Genomic DNA, 17,523 nt, shown 5'->3' on the forward strand with positions numbered 1-17,523 from the left:
TGTTTAAAGAGGGTACGGACAAGAATAAACTTAAACTGCTGACCACGAGAACGTTTAGTGCAGGAGTTGTGGAAGTTCATTATCAGGCCGACCGAACTGCATCGGCGTAGATGCGTACCCAAGTCCCTCTATGAAACTGATAAACCGACAGTCTGCTACGTCAATCTATCGGTTTTGACAAGCAGGCAGAAGCGGAGAATAACCGAAGGGCAGAATTCAAGCCTTACTCGTACTCGACGGTGCGGTTGAGTTTACTCAGTTAGTAATGCCCGGTGGAGACAATCGACGAGTTGTCGGGTAAGCTGCCCATCAACATCCAATTTTGGGTTGAATATGCTGATCGACAACCCGCTGGCCTTACCCGTGTGCAGTAAGCCACGCAGCAATTCGGCCACTTCGGCGAAGGACAAACCAGCCGGAATCCGGTAATCGACCGCTGGCATCACCTCATCCGCCAATACGTCGACGTCGAAGTGAATCCAGTAACCCGTTACGTCATTTGCCGTCAGGATTTGCACCGCGTTCGCCAACACCCGATTTACGCCCTGCCTGCGAATCGTGGCCAGATCGAAGCAGTTAATGGCTGAATCCTCAAGGCGCTGACTACCGGCTTCGTTCGCTTCCTCAGCATCGCGCTGGCCAAGCTGAACGACATTCTTTTCCTGGACATACGGTCGTCGTTCCCTAATATTCGTCAGTACGTCCGGCCCTCTGCCGACCACCAGCGCTAAATCCATCGAAGCCGCTTCACCCTTCTCTTCGGCCTCTGGTTGATAAAAATCGGCGTGTGCATCGACGTGCGCTAACCCATAGGTGCCTTCTTCCCGCAGGGCCAGCATACAGCCCAGCAGGATGCTACAGTCACCACCCAGAACGACCGGAAATTGCCCGGCAGCCCGAACGTCCCGAATTACGTCGGCCAGGCGACTCGCGTATTCCGCGATCCGGGAAGCATTCAGGATGTCGTGTCTGGATGCGCGTCGGGGTGAATAGTCGGTTACGCTGATGGCCACCAACCGGGACGGGGGCGTTTTGGCCAAAAAACCATTCCGTTGCAACGCATACGGCAATAGTTCGACACCCGACGGTACCAGGCCCAGAATGGAAGGTGCTTCAATAAGCTGGTACGTTGGTTTCATTCGTCGATCTGAAATTAGCCGTAATCATTGTCAATTACGCGGCCAACGGCATAGGCGCATCCAAGAAATCCGCCAGCATCGGCAGCAGCCAGTCGGGTCGTGTTTTGGGCAGGCGGTGGTCTGTGCCGGGCAGCACAGCGAGCTGGGATTGAGGGATCAGATGGAACATCTCGACGGCATGTTCCGGGCGGATAACGTCCGCATCGCCAATCATGATCAGGGTGTGCGCCCTGATCGCCTTCAGGTAATTGGGTTGCCAGCCGGGAAAAATCAAAGCCATCTGCATCACTTTCCTGACCATCGTAGGCCAATCCTCTGGTCTCGGCGCCACCTTGAGGTAAGCGGCCTTCAGGTGTCCCATATCGGCATCATCGGGACCGACAGACTTGAAACTCTCCAGTATGCCGGCAGCGAGACCATCGTTATTGTAATTAGTCCCGGCGACAACCAGTTTACGTACCAGTTCGGGATGCCGGATGGCTATCCCCAGGCCAACATTACCGCCATCGCTGTGGCCGAAAAGGTCGGCCTGGTCAATCTGGAGGTGCCGCAGCAGGGCCGCCGTGTCATCGGCCATCCGCGGGAAACTCATCGGGCGATCAATGTCGGCGGTGTGGCCGTGTCCCTGTTGCTCAACCGCGATTATTCGCCGGGATTTTGCCAGGGTTGCCAGCACGGCCCCGAAGGTAATATCTATCGTTGTCAGGCCGCCAACGAGCAGCACCAATGGTTTGTCCGTACCGTGGCTTTCACCGTGAATCTCATAATACAGGCCGAGACCGTTCACGAAAAAATAACGTCCTGTCCCGTTCTCACCCGCGCCACGAACATCGTGGTTCGTGGCTTTCGGCTGCCGGGTAGTGAGTGTATTGTCATTGTTGGTCATACTGGTTTTGGGTTGAGTTCAGTGTTTCGGATAATCAGCCGGTCTACTTCCAGTTCGCCGATGTGTAGTTTACGGATGTGGCCCCGTCCGATGCTCAACTGCCCGATGGCTAATGCACCAATGGCCAATGCCCCGATTGCCATGGCCCCGACGGCTAACGCACCAACCGCCAGCCGACCTACGGCCGCTTGTCCATTCTGTTGACTACTGATTCGTAGCTGGTTAAACCGTTTCTTTTCTGACATGATTCGTGATTGATTTTGTGAGATTTAATGACTTCTGAGTAAGCCAATACCCAGCACTGTCGTTGATAGGGCCAAAACTCCGATACCCGCGTACAGAATGGCGATGAGCGGGGTCGGCTGGGTAACGTTCGACCCGGCAGCCGCGCCGAAAAATCCGCCACTGACCAGAACGGCCGCCAGCGGAAAGCCGATCCGAACCGCCCGGTTGAGCGTGGTCGGTAACCGGGCGTGGTCGGCGAGAAATTGGGCGACCAACGCCAGAATGACCAGGACTCCGGCATGGGCGTGACCAGACCTGAACATACTCCGCTGAAAATCAGTCAGCGATGCCGTGGACCAGCCCGCTACCAGCGTGAGCAGAAAATAGCCTCCGTACTGAATGGTGGGAACTGTCAGGAGGGTAATGCCACAAAATAGCTTGCTGAGACGGCTCATAATCAGTTGCAGGGATAAATGAAGCAACGTAGCTGGGCGCAAGCTACCCCCAATCTACCAGTTGAAAGCTGATTACAAACAGTCCGACGCCTGATCTTGGTCATGGACTGAAACAGGCTGATTAGCCATTTTTGCGGGAGAATTTACCCTGATACACAACGTGATTTATGAAAAACACAACCGCAACCGACGCCCTGAGTCGTCACCAGTTTCTTCGTCAGGCCGGTTTTCAGGGTGCTGCTCTGCTGGCCGTTTACTGTGCCGGGCAGTCGCTAACGGCCTGTAGCAACGCCGACGTTACACCGGCTCCGCTGACCAGTCCTGTCACCATTGATCTGACAAATGCGGCCCATGCCGCGCTGAAAACGGCGGGTGGCTACATCGTGACCAATGACATCGTTGTCGCCAACACAGCCCAGGGGTACATGGCCGCCACGGTGATCTGTAGCCACAAGGGAAAGAAACAGGTGGAATTGCGCAACAACGAGTACTACTGCACGGCCCACGACGCCCGGTTTGATCTGACGGGCAAGGGGTTGAACGACCACAGTGAAAAGGGACTAACGGTGTATAAAGTGACCCAGGCCGGGACTGTGCTAACGATTTCGTAGTTGAATAATACCCCCCTCAATGAGTTCTATGCTTTTACTAAAACCACAAAACGTTATGATAAAAATCAGGATAATCGACGAACATAACCACCCGTTGACACCGGGACTCAACCAACCCATGAAACGGGGAACGTTTCTAAAATTCGCCGGAGCCACCGTCACCGCGTCGGCCCTGTTGCTGGCTGGCTGCGAAGATCACCGGGAAGTGTTACCGGGGACCGTAGTGGATCTGGGTACCGGAGATACCGGCATTCTGAATTACGCCTACGTTCTGGAGCAACTGGAAGCCGCTTACTACATCCGGGTGATGACTACGCCCTACTCCGGCATGTCTGCTAAGGAAACGGCCATTCTGACCGACCTGCGCGACCATGAAATCATCCACCGGGATTTCTTCCGGCAAGCCCTGGGCAACAAAGCCATTCCGACGCTGGCATTCGATTTTAGCAAGATCAACTTCAACGACCGCACCAGTGTACTGACGCAGGCTGCTCGTTTTGAAGACGACGGCGTAGCGGCTTACAACGGGGCGGGTAAATTTATTCAGAACCGTAATTACTTAGTGCTGGCCGGCAAGATTGTGTCTGTGGAGGCCCGCCATGCTTCCGCTATCCGCGATTTACTCAACCCGCTTTCCTCCGACTTTGCCGGGGATGACGTGGTGTCGTCGCCCAATGGCCTGGATCTGGCCAGAACGCCCCTTCAGACGCTGGCGAAGATCGCCGATTTCATCACCGTCAAAATCAGCGCGGCTAACCTGCTCCGATAACCTCATCCAAACGCGAACAAAACGATGAACTTACTCAACATTATCCGCGACATCGAACAAGTGGACCCCGACGTGTACGAACGCCTGAATTCCCGAAGGAGCGCATTTAATCTGGTTGGAAAAGCCGCGTTAGCCGCTGTACCGCTGGCCCTCGGCTCCGTGTTCCGGAAAGCATACGGCCAGACCAACAACGCCGTCTCCGACGCGCTGAATCTCGCCCTGTTTCTGGAGTATCTGGAAGATGAATTTTACCGGACTTTTTTAGCCATACCGGGGCTGATTCCCGCTGAAAATCGCACTGGCTTCGCTCAGATCAGCAAGCACGAATCCCAGCACGTGGCCTTCCTGAAGAATGCCCTGGGGTCGGCCGCCACGCCCAAACCCCAGTTCGACTTCACCGCTAAGGGTATCTTCGACGACGTGTTCACCAACTATGCCACCTTTGCATCCGTAGCCCAGGTGCTGGAAGACACGGGCGTGCGGGCCTACAAGGGCCAGGCCGGTAACCTGCTCGGCACCGATACCCTGACATTGGCCCTCCAGATTCACTCGGTGGAAGCTCGCCATGCCTCCTTTGTGCGGAGAATACGCGGCCAGAAAGGCTGGATCACCGGTAAAATCGGCGGGGGGGTAGACACCCTGCACATGGGTATTTCTGCCGCCAACTACCTCGGCGAAGACAATACCACACAGGGTGGTTTAGAGAAAGCCGTGTTTGCCGCTGCCTTCAGCGATGCCACTGTTTCGGAGGCTTTTGACGAGATTATGACGGAACAGCAGGTACTAACCCTCGCGAAACCCTTCCTCAAGTAGGCGGATTTACCCCCAAAGGCGGTAGTGTCAGCAACGCAATAGTTCGGTACTACCGTCATTTCAATTAACTATACCTCGGCCCTATGTTGCCCACCGGCCAGTTAAGGACCGCGTTGCTTCAGCCTGACCAAGTTGGTTATCCAGGCTAAAGGGCTTGGTTGGAACTGTCAGGAGGGTAATGCCACAAAACAGCTTGCTGAGACGGCTCATAATCAGTTGAAGGGATAAGTTGAATCTGAAAAAAGCTATCAGGCAGCAACAGTCTACTGTTACTTTTTCAATTGAATATGTCGTAGGACGCTCCAGCCAATGTTATCATTTCTATTTTTTCATCGGCCTCAAGACCGCTCTCATTTCGTTCTTTTTGAAATGCTTTGAACGAGGCAACCGCTAAAAGTTGCTTTTGTATTTCTTCATGTTGATACATCGAGATGTGGGTGAACGTTTTCCCATCTTCGCCAATGTAAGCGATGTAACGAAAGTCAGTACTATCGATTTTCTTAAAATCGTTTAAAAACAGAGTTATGTTCTCTTGGTTTTTAAGCACAAAATCGGGCTTCAGTGTGTAGGTTACTTTTACGATTATCATATTTTTTTACAGTTAAAGTAGTACGTATCAATAGTCAATAAATCGAAATTTCACTGGTACGGCGAGCCTGTAGAGTAAATAAGGCCAGCAACAAAAGCCGCGCAACCATCCGCAAATCACGGCTGAATTTCCGGGTCGAACTATTATAACGATCATCCCGATACATGATCGTTATCATACCCGGCGATGGAGCAGTACGTTAATTTTGCTCCTAAATCAACTCAACGTATGAAACCATTTCAGATCAACATCCCCAGCAAACGCTCGGTGACGCGCAGGCGCGGTTAGCCAATACCCGCTGGCCCGACGAGGTGGACGACGCCAATTGGGAACTCGGCACCAACCGGGCATACCTAAAGGAGCTGGTCGCCTACTGGCAGAACGGTTTCGACTGGCGGAAGCAGGAGACCATGCTGAACCAGTTTGCCCATTCCCGTACCGACGTGGACGGGTTTGGGTTGCATTTTATCCACGAGCGTGGCAAGGGCGACAACCCGATGCCATTGCTGCTGTGTCACGGCTGGCCCGACTCATTTTATCGGTTCTACAAACTCATTCCGCTCCTGACCGACCCGGCAGCGCACGGGGGTCGGGCCGAAGATGCCTTCGATGTGGTGGTGCCGAGTTTACCGGGTTACGGTTTTTCGGATAAGCTCTCAAAAACAGGGGCATACAACGACTGGACGGCCAATTTGCTGCACAAACTGATGACCCAAGTGGGGTATCCGCGCTTTGCCGCGCACGGGGGCGACGTGGGCAGTGGCATCACCGAAGCCCTGGCGATGACCCACGCCGATTCGCTGACGGGTATTCACCTCCTCGACGTACCCTATTGGCACCTGTTCGCCATACCGCCCGGCGACCTCTCGGAAGTCGAAAAAAAGTACCTCGAAACGGGTCAGCAGTGGCAGATGCAGGAAGGAGCCTACGCCATGCTTCAGGCCACCAAACCGCAAACCCTCGCTTACGGCCTGAACGACTCCCCAACGGGACTGGCAGCCTGGATGATGGAAAAATTTCAGTCGTGGAGCGATTGCGGGGGCAACGTAGAAACCCGCTTCACGAAAGACGAACTGCTGACGAACATCATGATCTATTGGGCTACGGAAACGGTTCGCTCCTCCTTCACGCTCTATTTCGACGAAGCGCAGAAGGCCCCGCCAAAGCCAGGCAAAATCAACGTGCCGACCGGCGTGGCTATTTTCCCCAAAGACATCGTACCGGCCCCCCGCGAATTTGCCGAGCGGCTTTACGATCTTCAACATTGGGTCGAGATGCCCGGAGGAGGCCACTTTGCCGCGCTGGAAGAACCGGAATTACTGGCCGAAGACTTACGGAATTTCTTTCGGCCTTTGCGGGAGAAGCGCTGAAACAAACCACCCCAATGAGCCAATTTCAACACCACGCTGTAGCGATTGATTACCACGTTTCGGGAAGTATACCAGTCGATCCTGAGGCGGTCACACTGCTATTTGTTCATGGGTCATATATTGACCAGACGTATTGGGCAGAGCAGGTCAGCTATTTCAGTCCAAGTTACCAGGTCGTGACGCTGGATCTGCCCGGGCAAGGTCAGTCAGGACGAAACCGGACCGACTGGAGCATCGAGGGCTATGGCGATGATGTGGTGGCCCTGATAAAGCAGTTGAGCTTGACCCGCGTCGTTCTGATTGGCCACTCGATGGGCGGTGCTGTGGCTTTGGAAGCAACCGTAGCCTATCCGCAACCCATACGTAGTCTGATTGTCATTGACTTTTTCAAGAATGCCGCCACAGCCCCGCCCGATGAACACCAGAAACAAATCAGATTAATTGAGCAAGGACTGGAAACTGATTTCGCCGACACCAACGAGCAATATGCCCGCCAGTCGTTAGTAACGCCCAACACCCCAATCTGGCTGACCGACCGAATTGTCGCGGCTTACCGGCAGGCGTATTCTCCGATGGGTCAGGCGACCACGAAACAGTTGTTCGGTTATTATGAGCGGGAACAGGAATTGCTGCCGCAATTGCCCGTTAAACTGCACCTGATTAATGTTGATTACCAGCCAACTAACGAGGAGCCGTTGCGTAAGTATGTCAAAGCAGGGTATGACGTAATTCATTTGCCCGGCACCAGCCATTACCCGATGCTCGAATCGCCGTCACTGCTCAACGAAGCTATCGAACAAATGATTTCGGAAATTACCAGATGAGCAATTAACTGCGTGCGATAAAATGGCATTCTTCAACCTCGGTAACCTTATTGAATGCGCCAATACCAAGCGACTCTTTGGGCAACCGTACGAAGAGTCGCTTGGTATCGGGCAGGAAGTTTGGGTGAAGATCAGGCTCAGTCTGGAATGAGGGGCAAGCCGTTTATCGAAAATTTCGAGTGGAAACCCCAGGACGGGTCGCGCTTTATCGTGATAGACAAGGTGAGCGGGCAGGTGGTGGTCGATGCCCCAATGGGAGGTTTGAATGAACGATTTCCAGCAGTTGCTGATATTAGTACAACCCATTCATTGATAGCAAAATAGTGAGTTCATTAAATAGCATTAGCTACCCATTTATTGGCCGAAAACGGCCGTGACCCGTCCTGAAATCGCTCGATTGTGCAGGCACCATTGAATAGGAGGGGAGCCTGTACGGATATAAACAGGTAAGTTATATAAAGAAAACGCGACTTAATTTATACCAGAAGCCAGACGAGGGGCTATTGAGCTATTTTTTAGCTACAGGAAACGGAGCAGTACTGCACGCCAATAATCACTACTTTATTTAGTAAAAACTGCTGAATAACAGTAGTCAGTGTGTTGGTCAAACAACTAACACACTGACTACTTTAAAACTGAATGGTATTCATCACCAGCCAATAAGATAAAATAGTATGCCTACCGCATCCGCGCCACTACTTATTGAATTGTAATATTGAAATCGGTATCCAAATCAGTGGTGCCGGGTGAAGCCATACCGTTTTTAGCGTTTGGCTGGTGTTTCAGTACTACTTTCAATCTGCCAGTCCCGGCGGCTCCGGTTTGGATCTGGGTAGCTAAGCCAATTGGGTACGGTCCCGGCGCGGGGTTAGTATCTCGGTCGGTGGACGTTACCGTCATTGACGCTGGCGAACTGGTGGCGGGGGTGAATGTATAAACGACCAAGTGCTCATTGGCTTCGTCCTTTACCTCCGCCGACACGTCCAGTGCTGGTGTTTTAGTTTTATCCAGCAGCGTTACCGCCCCGACGTAGGTTGTATTAGCCCGCAGGGTCAGCAGCGCCCGGCTGAAATCGGCATTAGTGTTTAGATTCTCAACGGTAGCCGTCACCGTTTGTACGGGTGTGGTCTGGCTTGTCAGCGTCAGCGTAGCCGTCGTGATAGCTTCGTTCGGATCTGACGGTGCCGGGTTTTCTTCGTCGTTTTTACAGGCTCCGGCCAGTAGCGGTACGGCCAACATAATCCACAGATTTCTTCTAACTACTCGCATACGATTCAGATTGATTTGGTGAAAGATGACGGGCAAACGTAGGTACAAAACGGCCTCATGTGCAACAATGTTGCAAAAAATACTAAATCCAGTTTGGATATCAAGTAAAATCTTATTCTATTTGCAACATTGTTGCATTTATGAGGAGCGTAACTGGTTCACCTGTTGAGTCTATGAAAACCGCATTAATCAGAGAAAAAGCAGATTATATCGGTATTACGGGCTCGGTCCTCTGTCTTATTCACTGCCTCATTACACCGATCGTGTTGATGAGTTCCGCGCTGGTTGATTACGATGCTATCCGGGTTGGCTTTCTGGGTCTTGATTACTTCTTTGTGGGTATCAACATCGTAGCGGTCTGGTCGGTCTCCCGCCATACCTCCTATATAATCGGCATTGCCCTGTGGAGCTTTCTGGCTCTTTTCGCGGCTGGGGTGCTGCTCGAAGACGTACACGAATGGTTTGAGTACGTCGCCTACGTGGCCTCGCTGGGCTTGGTCGTCACGCACATCGCCAATATCCGGTACTGTCGTACCCACCACGTTCACTAACGAAACCGATCATGCTGAAACAAATCAAGAAACTGCCAGTAACGGTTCTGAGTGGCTTTCTGGGAGCGGGCAAAACGACCCTGCTCAACCACGTTCTGCACAATAAAGCCGGGTTAAAAGTAGCCGTTATCGTCAATGACATGAGCGAGGTAAACGTCGATGCCCAACTCGTCAAGGACCAAAATACGCTGTCCCGCACCGAAGAAAAATTAGTCGAGATGAGTAATGGCTGCATTTGCTGCACCCTGCGCGAAGATTTGATGCTGGAAGTCGAAAAACTGGCTCTTGAAAACCGCTTCGATTATTTACTCATCGAGTCGTCGGGTATTTCGGAGCCATTGCCGGTGGCTCAGACGTTTTCTTTTGTGGACGAAGCCGCCGGTATCGACCTGTCCCGATTCTCTCGTTTGGACACGCTCGTGACGGTAGTGGATGCCTTCAACTTCGGACGTGATTTTGGTTCGGTGGATACCGTCTATCAGCGCGAACTCAACAATGATTCCGCCGATACCCGCACCATCGTGAATTTGCTGACCGAGCAGATCGAGTTTGCCAACGTCATTATTCTTAACAAAACCGATCTGCTCAGCCGCCACGAGGTGGGCGAACTGAAAGCCATCCTCGGTAAACTCAATCCCAAAGCCCGCCTGATCGAGTCGGAGTTCTCGAAAGTCGATCCGGCGCAGATTCTTAACACGCATCTGTTCGATTTTGAGGAGGCCTCCCAATCGGCTGGCTGGATTCAGGAACTACAGAATCACAAAGACGGCATTAATCATACCCCCGAGACCGACCAATACGGCATCTCCTCGTTCGTCTTCCGCGACCGTCGTCCGTTTCACCCGGTGCGCTTCTGGGACTACCTGAGCGGGAATTTTCCGGCCGGTATCATCCGTAGTAAGGGGCTGTTCTGGCTGGCTTCCCGGCCCGACGATGCGCTGAATTTCAGTCAGGCCGGGGGGAGTTTGCGGGCTGAAGCCGCCGGGGTCTGGTGGGCCTCGATGCCCTTCGCCAAACGAACCCGGCACGGGGCCTTTCTGGAGAACCGGGAAGCTATCGAAGCCCGCTGGCACAGACGCTTCGGTGACCGGCAAAACGAATTGGTCATTATCGGGCAGGACCTCAAACAGCCCCAAGTCACGGCGGAGTTGCAGGATTGCCTTTGCACGGAACTCGAACTGAAGCACATGGAAAGCAACGGACCCTTTAAAGACCCCTTTCCAGTCTGGGAATAAATAGCCGATAAAGCAAACCAATTATGATGGTAAGGCGGCAATACGACGTACTAATTGTGGGCGGCAGCTACGCCGGGCTGAGTGCCGCGCTGGTGCTGGGCCGGTCGCTGCGCCAGGTGCTGGTGATCGACGCGGGGCAACCGGCCAATCGGCAAACGCCCCACACACATGGGTTTCTGACCCGCGATGGCGAAACCCCAGCAGTGTTGTCGGCCATTGCTTACGAGCAGGTGAGCCACTATCCGACCGTTCAGTTCTGGACCGATACCGCCGTGAGAGCGGTTCAGTCAGGGCCTGCATTCCGTGTCACTACCGGGGGCGGAGTGCAGTTTCAGGCCCGTAAACTCCTGCTGGCTACCGGCGTGGCCGACATCATGCCCGACCTGCCGGGCTTTGCCGAGTGCTGGGGCCGCTCGGTGCTGCACTGCCCCTACTGCCACGGCTACGAAGTACACGGCCAGCCACTGGGGGTGCTGGCCAATGGCGAGGTGGGCTACGAAATGATTTTGCACATACAGCACTGGAGCGACCTGCTGACCCTGTATACCAACGGTCCCTCGACGCTGACCGGTCCGCAACAACAGATGCTGACTCAACTGGGCGTTTCGGTGGTGGAAACGCCCATTGCCACCCTGGAACACAAGGCCGGAATGCTCACGGCCCTGCTCCTGACCAATGGTAACCGAATGCGGCCCACCGCCATCTTCGCCCGTGTCCCCTTCCGGCAGCACACCGACATCGCGACACAGTTGGGTTGTTCACTGACGGAGAATGGCCTGATCGACGCGACGGAATTTGGCGAAACCAGCGTACCGGGCGTATTCGGAGCGGGGGATGCGACAGCCCTGGTCCGGCAGGTTTCCATCGCGGTGGCCAACGGCACCAAAGCGGGGGTATGGATCAACCGGGAACTGGTGACGGATGATCTGCGTCAGCGAACCCAGCCGGTATCTATCGACATCTAAGTCAGTGCCGCAGGAAGGTCGGACAACCGACGCGTCGGCGGTCCGACCTTCCTGCGGCAGTCTTCAAGTGCGCCCTGGTTATTGGGTACTTTCGATACGCGCCAGCACTACCCTCCCGCCTGTTCGATTTAGTTGCAACGTTGTTGCGAATGGTTTAACTTGGCCGGGTAATTTAACGGAGCCATGCAAACTATGCAGCCTATTTGTATCCTGATTGTGGCCGGTTGCCTGGGGGCCTGCTCGTCATCGGATAAAAAAGATCCGCTGTTGGACGAAGCCGCCCGGTACCATCAGCAGGCTACAGAAATACAGGAAGTAGTGGAGCCAAAAATTGAGCAGATCGACTCCCTTAAAATCGTATTCATTACCCGGCGTAGTCCAAATACATCGGCCATTGTTGCTTCTCTCGACAGCCTGAAAATGGCTTTTGCTGAGTGGGAAGGAAACGTAGTGGAAGTGCCGGGTATGCCCCACAACCACGCGCACCGCACCGGCGGACCGGACCACAGCGGCCATGCCCACAATCGCGCGGATGCTACGCTGAAGGACCTGCCCGCTGACCAGATGCGCGATTTGCAGCGCGAGATGCTCAATAGCATCCGCCAGATTCAGACACGTCTGGACGGGGTAATGACGCAGGCTGGAACCAAACCAACCAAAACCAACAACCAGTCTACCAGCAACTGATACCGACGTGGGTGGTGGGACTTTCCCTTTTGATAAAGTAGCCGCTCCGAAAACAATTACTAACCATAAAGCATATTACTGCGCACAAATTCTATATTTGCAACTATGTTGCAAATACGATCACAAACCAGTTTATTACTCCCGCTACTGTGTCTTCTGTTGGTGGGCGGTAGTTTTACTCAGGTCCGGGGGCAACGAGCGGCTACCCTGTCCGGGGTGGTTCGTGGCTTGGACGGGGTAGCCGTATCAGGAGCTACCATTCACCTGCTGACTACAAAACACGGCACGGTGTCCGATGCACAGGGTCTGTTCAGCCTGCCTCAACTGTCTCCATTGACGTACACGCTGGTCGTTTCCCACGTTGGCTACGCATCGGTTACCGAGCAACTCACGCTACAACCGGGTCAGGACTACCGGTTGACCCTCCGGCTGACGCCCGCCATGCGGGAGCTGAACACGGTATCCGTGCTGGGGCAATCGGACGGGGAGCTACTGCGAAACAGTCCGCAGGCGGTGGCCGTGGTCGACGCCCGTAAATTTTACGCCCAGTCGTTTTCCTTCAACGACGTGCTGAACCGGGTGCCGGGAGTGCGCATTCGGCAGGAAGGTGGGCTGGGCAGCAACGCGACGGTGTCCATCAACGGCATCGGTGGCAAGCAGGTCAAATTCTTTCTCGATGGTATTCCCCTGGCGTTGTACGGGAGTGGATTAGGGCTGAACGTGTTGCCGGTGGGTCTGCTTGAGCGCATCGACGTGTACCGGGGCGTTACGCCGATTGACCTGGGGGCCGATGCGCTGGGGGGTGCCATCAACGTGGTGACCCGCAAAGACTTAGTTAACTACGTGGATGCGTCCTACGAAGTCAGTTCGTTCAGGACGCACAAGGCCGCACTGTCAGGGCGGTATGTACACCCCAAAACAGGTTTTTTTGCCGGGTTAAACGGCTACTACAGTCAATCGGCCAACAATTACCGGGTTCGCGTCGAGGTGCCCAACGCGGTGGGAACCCCGGAGCCGCAGACGGTCCGGCGGTTTCACGACCAGTTCAGCAGTTACCTCACCCGCGCCGAACTAGGCTGGGCCAACCGCCCCTGGACCGACCGCTTCACCCTGTCCGCGTTCGGAGCCGGGGTGGACCGCGAACTCCAGCACAACGTGGTGATGAGCCAGCCCTACGGCCAGGCGCACTACGCTGAGGGCACCGTCGGCACGACGGCAACGTACCAGAAAAACGATTTTCTGACGCCGGGTTTGGCCGTGACGGCCTATGCGGGCTACACCCGGATCAGCGGCCACTTTACCGATACCACGCTGAACGCCTACACCTGGGATGGCCGGGTCTACACCCGTCGTTCGTACGGCGGGGAAATTGCCACGTCGGGCAGCCTGCTGACGCTGACTACCCACACGGTCGCCGGGCGGTTGGGCCTGCGCTACGCCGTTGGTCGGCGGGGCCACCTGTCAGCTAATGGCCTGCTGACCCGCTTCGTGCGCAGCGGCATCGACCCGGTCGCGGGGCAGTATTTCGGGCAGGACTACGCGCAAAACCCCACCAACCTGCACAAACTGTCGGTGGGAATGGCCTACGAACACCAATTACTTAGTGAGAAATTGACGAGCAGCACAGCCGTCAAACTGTTCAGCTACCGCTCACGGGGCTATGTAGTGGACGACACCCGCTACCGCGAAACGGCGCAGCAGCAACGGCGCGGGGGGGCCAATCAGTTGCTGCGCTGGCAACCGCATCCCAACTGGATAATTAAAGGTTCTTACGAGTGGGCCACGCGCCTGCCCGACGAGTATGAGCTGTTCGGCGACGGCGTATTAGTACGGCCCAACCCGACCCTGACCGCCGAAACCAGCCGGAACGCTAACCTCGAACTGCGCTACAGCCGCCCCCGCTGGCAGGTGGAAATAAGCGGATTCAGCCGGGCAACGGAGAACATCGTCTACCTCCGGGCGTCCCAGTTTTTTGCGCAGTACCAGAACCTGCTCAGTGCCCGCACGCGGGGCCTCGAAGCGGACGTGCGTTACGTACCGCATCCGGCCCTGACCCTGTCCGTCAACGCCACCTACCAGGACATCCGCAACCGCTCGGAGCCGGGTCGGTCGGGTACCGTGGACGACCGGTATTTTAACGCCCGGTTGCCCAACATTCCGTATTTGTTCGGCAATGCCGAGGTGCAGTTTACCCGGCAAAACTGGCTCATTCCAGGAAGCCGCTGGCAGGGCTGGTGGCAGGCCAGTTACGTGCAGCAATTTTACCTCTACTGGGAGGTCGACGGCCTGAAGTCTTCCAAAGCCATCATCCCCAACCAGTTCGTGCAGAACACCGGTCTGAGCGTCAGTCTGCCCGATAACCGGCTATCCATCAGTGCTGAAGTACACAATCTGACCAATACGCCCGCCTACGATAACTTCAGTGTGCAACGTCCCGGCCGCTCGTTTCACCTCAAACTCCGCACCTTTCTACGTCGTCTTCCAACCTGATTTTTATATTTATCAACCGTTTATCCCCTTATTCATGCAACTCCGTTACGTTCTTTCCCGAATAACGCTTCTCTCGCTGGCCACCGGCAGTCTCTGGCTCAGTGGCTGTACCAACAACGATCCTGCTGGCCCCGCCAATCCGGCTGCGCAGTACGCGCTGTCCACCGTAGCCGGTGCCTATCCCAACCAAACTACCTACCTCCAGGGGCTGCCCAATCTAAACGCGGCCACGGTGGACAACAGCAAAGCCATTGAACTGGCCAGTTTTGGCTCGATGTACGCCTACCGGGACGCAGTGTACATGGGTAAATTCGGCGCACCGGCAACCCTGACCAAGTACACCTTCGATCAAACGGGTAAGCCCGTCGAAGCGGGTCGGCTGATCGTGCCGGGGGCGAACACGTTCTCAACCGTAGTGTTCGTTAGCGAAACCGAAGCGTATGCGTCGGTCGGGGGCGGACTGGCCACGCTGATCAAGTTTAACCCCACAACCTTTACCAAAACGGGGGACATCGACCTGAGTAAACTCACCAAAGCGGGTGCCGCCAGCACCTTTTATCTGGGAGCCATGCAGCGCGACACCAAGCTGTACTGGGGCGTCCACTACTTCAACCGGAGCTTTGATCCGCTCACCGATTCGGCCTACGTCGCCGTAATCGATTTGCCAACCGGCAAGGTGGATAAGCTCATTGCCGATGGCCGCACGGCGGGTATCTTCTCCGCCGGATCGAGCCTGAGTTGCTTCGTCAAAGAAGCCAATGGCGACATCTACGTGCAGGGCGACGGCACCTCCAACGTGCCCAGTGGTGTGCTGCGCATTAAAAACGGAGCCACCACCTTCGATCCGACGTATTTCCTGGACTTAAAAAGTGTCACCGGGAAAGACTGCAAGGGACTGTACAGTTTCGGTAACGGCGGGGCGTTCACCTGCCGCATCGAGGACCCCAGCGACCCCTACGAGAGCAAAGGACCCAATTACAAATTCTATAAAATCGACCTGACCGCCAAAACCTCGGCGGGTGCGTTGGCTGGTTTACCGCTGGTATACGGTTCCAGTTCGTCGCTGATGCAGCAACTCGACAACCAAACCATCGTCTTCAGCGTAGCCGGGGACAAAGAGAATGCCCTCTACCAGTACACCTTGCCGAACGGCGTGGCCAGTAAGAGAACGAGTGTTACGGGGATGTGCACTGGGCTGGCCAAACTGCCCTGATGCCGATGATCTTATCCCGAATCATTCGTAAAGAGGGGCAGGAAATCGTCCGGAATCGTCAGCTTCTGCTGCTCGCCCTGATCGTGATTGTGCTGCTGCTGACGGCCACGGTGGTCGGCTTCGTGCAGTACGCCAGCCAGCAGACCCGCATCGGGCATGCCCAGGCCGAACGCCGGGCCGAATGGCTCGGACAGGGCCAAAAGCACCCGCACATGGCCACCCACTTCGGCACGTTTGTTTTCAAGCCCAAAACAGCCCTCAGCTTTTTCGATTACGGGGTAGATGCGTATACCGGCACGTCGGTCTATCTGGAAGCGCACTATCAGCACGAATTCATGTTTCGGCCCGCCCAGGATCACAGCGGGTTGATCCGGTTCGGCGAATTGTCGGGGGCGTTAGTGTTACAGATTTTGCTGCCCCTGCTGATTATTTTTCTGTGCTTCGGAGCCTTCACCCACGAGCGCGAACGGGGGACGTTGCGGTTAGTCGTCAGTCAGGGCGTCTCTCTCCAAATGCTGGCTTGGGGAAAGGTGGGGGCTTACTATGGGCTGCTGCTGATGGTTCTGCTGCCCACGCTGGGCCTGTCGTTCGGGGCTGCGGTTGCCTATGCCGGGGTGCCCTGGACGGGTGATCTGGGCCGACGACTCGGTTTAATGGGCCTGACTTACGGGGTTTACGTTTTCGGTTTCGTCTGCTTCTGCGTCTGGGTGTCGGCTTGGTCCACCTCGTCGCGGTCGGCCCTGCTGACGCTGCTGCTGGTCTGGATTACGTTCACCGTTATCCTGCCCAAGACAACGGCAACCCTCGGCGATACGCTGACGACGCTGCCTACCACCCAGACGTTTCAGGAAGCCGTTAGTCAGGATACAAAGCAGGGCCTGCCCGGCGACGGGACCAGTGCTGTCCGCAACACCCGCCTGCGGCAAACCTACCTGACCCGCTACCACGCCGACTCGGTGCAGCACCTGCCCATGAACTTTGAGTGGGTCGTTTCGCAGGCCGCCGAGGACTACCAGGATCGGGTACACGCGCGGCACCGCGACCGGCTGGTCGAGCAGTTCGAGACCCAGAACCGGGTGGCCACCTGGGCAAGTCTGATCGACCCCTACATCGCGGTTCGCAACCTGAGTATGGCCCTGTCGGGCACGGACCTGTACACTAACCTGCACTTTCAGCAGCAGGCATCGGCGTACCGGGCCGGATTGATTCGTCACCTCAACGCCGATGCAGCCCGTCACTCTAAATACGGCGAGTTTTATGAGTACCAGACGGGTCCGGCTCTGTGGACCTCGGTGCCGGACTTTCGCTACCAACCACCCCGCATTGGGTCGGTGCTGTCCCAATACACCATCGAAGGGCTGGCCCTGTTGCTGTGGGGGCTACTGATGCCGCTGCTACTCCACCGCAGCGTGAACCGTTTACCGCTTTAGTC

19 protein-coding genes are annotated in these 17,523 nt (G+C 55.4%); 13 read left to right on the forward strand and 6 right to left on the reverse strand.

Annotated elements, in window-relative coordinates:
• Positions 1-251: 251 nt before the first annotated feature.
• From ACYVHB_RS27270 to ACYVHB_RS27285, 4 genes are read right to left on the reverse strand one after another with little or no spacing between them, the layout of a single operon-like run.
• Positions 252-1,139, reverse strand: coding sequence for an arginase family protein (locus tag ACYVHB_RS27270; RefSeq protein WP_461055057.1), 888 nt, complete (start codon positions 1,137-1,139; stop codon positions 252-254).
• A gap of 34 nt (positions 1,140-1,173) precedes the next feature.
• Positions 1,174-2,025 (reverse strand): alpha/beta fold hydrolase, encoded by an 852-nt coding sequence (locus ACYVHB_RS27275; protein ID WP_461055058.1) that lies wholly within the window; start codon positions 2,023-2,025, stop codon positions 1,174-1,176.
• The gene (locus tag ACYVHB_RS27280; RefSeq protein WP_461055059.1) at positions 2,022-2,270 is read right to left on the reverse strand and encodes a hypothetical protein; all 249 of its coding nucleotides are present in this window, start codon (positions 2,268-2,270) and stop codon (positions 2,022-2,024) included. Before ACYVHB_RS27280 ends, ACYVHB_RS27275 begins: the two co-directional genes overlap by 4 nt.
• 24 nt (positions 2,271-2,294) lie before the next feature.
• A complete protein-coding gene (locus ACYVHB_RS27285) occupies positions 2,295-2,705 on the reverse strand; it encodes a hypothetical protein (protein ID WP_461055060.1) in 411 nt (136 codons plus the stop codon).
• A 167-nt stretch (positions 2,706-2,872) separates the two neighbouring features.
• On the opposite strand from ACYVHB_RS27285, the gene ACYVHB_RS27290 reads away from it, so the two are divergent.
• Genes ACYVHB_RS27290 through ACYVHB_RS27300 form a run of 3 tightly spaced genes read left to right on the forward strand, consistent with a single transcriptional unit; the run spans position 2,873 to position 4,898 of the window.
• A complete protein-coding gene (locus tag ACYVHB_RS27290; protein WP_461055061.1) occupies positions 2,873-3,316 on the forward strand; it encodes a Rieske (2Fe-2S) protein in 444 nt (147 codons plus the stop codon).
• A gap of 55 nt (positions 3,317-3,371) precedes the next feature.
• Positions 3,372-4,085 carry a ferritin-like domain-containing protein gene (locus ACYVHB_RS27295; protein ID WP_461055062.1) on the forward strand — a complete coding sequence of 238 codons (714 nt, stop codon included), beginning with the start codon at positions 3,372-3,374 and terminating at the stop codon, positions 4,083-4,085.
• A gap of 24 nt (positions 4,086-4,109) precedes the next feature.
• Positions 4,110-4,898 (forward strand): ferritin-like domain-containing protein, encoded by a 789-nt coding sequence (locus tag ACYVHB_RS27300; RefSeq protein ID WP_461055063.1) that lies wholly within the window; start codon positions 4,110-4,112, stop codon positions 4,896-4,898.
• 277 nt (positions 4,899-5,175) lie between these two features.
• On the opposite strand, the gene ACYVHB_RS27305 is transcribed toward ACYVHB_RS27300, so the two are convergent.
• Entirely contained in the window at positions 5,176-5,487 is a 312-nt protein-coding gene (locus ACYVHB_RS27305; protein ID WP_461055064.1) for a hypothetical protein, read from the reverse strand.
• 236 nt (positions 5,488-5,723) lie between these two features.
• On the opposite strand from ACYVHB_RS27305, the gene ACYVHB_RS27310 reads away from it, so the two are divergent.
• Genes ACYVHB_RS27310 through ACYVHB_RS27320 form a run of 3 tightly spaced genes read left to right on the forward strand, consistent with a single transcriptional unit; the run spans position 5,724 to position 7,832 of the window.
• On the forward strand, positions 5,724-6,857 hold the full coding sequence (locus tag ACYVHB_RS27310; protein ID WP_461055132.1) for an epoxide hydrolase family protein: 1,134 nt from the start codon (positions 5,724-5,726) through the stop codon (positions 6,855-6,857).
• 14 nt (positions 6,858-6,871) lie between these two features.
• Positions 6,872-7,681, forward strand: coding sequence for an alpha/beta fold hydrolase (locus tag ACYVHB_RS27315; RefSeq protein WP_461055065.1), 810 nt, complete (start codon positions 6,872-6,874; stop codon positions 7,679-7,681).
• A 22-nt stretch (positions 7,682-7,703) separates the two neighbouring features.
• Positions 7,704-7,832 carry a hypothetical protein gene (locus ACYVHB_RS27320; protein WP_461055066.1) on the forward strand — a complete coding sequence of 43 codons (129 nt, stop codon included), beginning with the start codon at positions 7,704-7,706 and terminating at the stop codon, positions 7,830-7,832.
• 548 nt (positions 7,833-8,380) lie between these two features.
• Here ACYVHB_RS27320 and ACYVHB_RS27325 read toward each other — a convergent pair.
• A complete protein-coding gene (locus ACYVHB_RS27325) occupies positions 8,381-8,950 on the reverse strand; it encodes a hypothetical protein (RefSeq protein WP_461055067.1) in 570 nt (189 codons plus the stop codon).
• A 173-nt stretch (positions 8,951-9,123) separates the two neighbouring features.
• Here ACYVHB_RS27325 and ACYVHB_RS27330 point away from each other — a divergent pair, with 173 nt between their 5' ends.
• The 7 genes from ACYVHB_RS27330 (at position 9,124) to ACYVHB_RS27360 (ending at position 17,521) form a co-directional block, all read left to right on the forward strand.
• Positions 9,124-9,501 carry a MerC domain-containing protein gene (locus ACYVHB_RS27330; RefSeq protein WP_461055068.1) on the forward strand — a complete coding sequence of 126 codons (378 nt, stop codon included), beginning with the start codon at positions 9,124-9,126 and terminating at the stop codon, positions 9,499-9,501.
• Between the two features lie 11 nt (positions 9,502-9,512).
• On the forward strand, positions 9,513-10,736 hold the full coding sequence (locus tag ACYVHB_RS27335) for a GTP-binding protein (protein ID WP_461055069.1): 1,224 nt from the start codon (positions 9,513-9,515) through the stop codon (positions 10,734-10,736).
• A gap of 23 nt (positions 10,737-10,759) precedes the next feature.
• Positions 10,760-11,701, forward strand: coding sequence for an NAD(P)/FAD-dependent oxidoreductase (locus ACYVHB_RS27340; RefSeq protein ID WP_461055070.1), 942 nt, complete (start codon positions 10,760-10,762; stop codon positions 11,699-11,701).
• Between the two features lie 183 nt (positions 11,702-11,884).
• Complete coding sequence (locus tag ACYVHB_RS27345) at positions 11,885-12,388, forward strand: hypothetical protein (RefSeq protein ID WP_461055071.1); 504 nt, start codon at positions 11,885-11,887, stop codon at positions 12,386-12,388.
• Positions 12,389-12,493: 105 nt separating this feature from the next.
• Entirely contained in the window at positions 12,494-14,878 is a 2,385-nt protein-coding gene (locus ACYVHB_RS27350; protein WP_461055072.1) for a TonB-dependent receptor, read from the forward strand.
• Positions 14,879-14,912: 34 nt separating this feature from the next.
• Positions 14,913-16,091, forward strand: a complete 1,179-nt coding sequence (locus ACYVHB_RS27355) for a DUF4374 domain-containing protein (protein ID WP_461055073.1) — start codon at positions 14,913-14,915, stop codon at positions 16,089-16,091.
• Between the two features lie 5 nt (positions 16,092-16,096).
• Positions 16,097-17,521 (forward strand): DUF3526 domain-containing protein, encoded by a 1,425-nt coding sequence (locus ACYVHB_RS27360; RefSeq protein ID WP_461055074.1) that lies wholly within the window; start codon positions 16,097-16,099, stop codon positions 17,519-17,521.
• The last annotated feature ends 2 nt before the right edge of the window (positions 17,522-17,523 follow it).

The organism is Spirosoma arcticum (genome assembly GCF_054779955.1).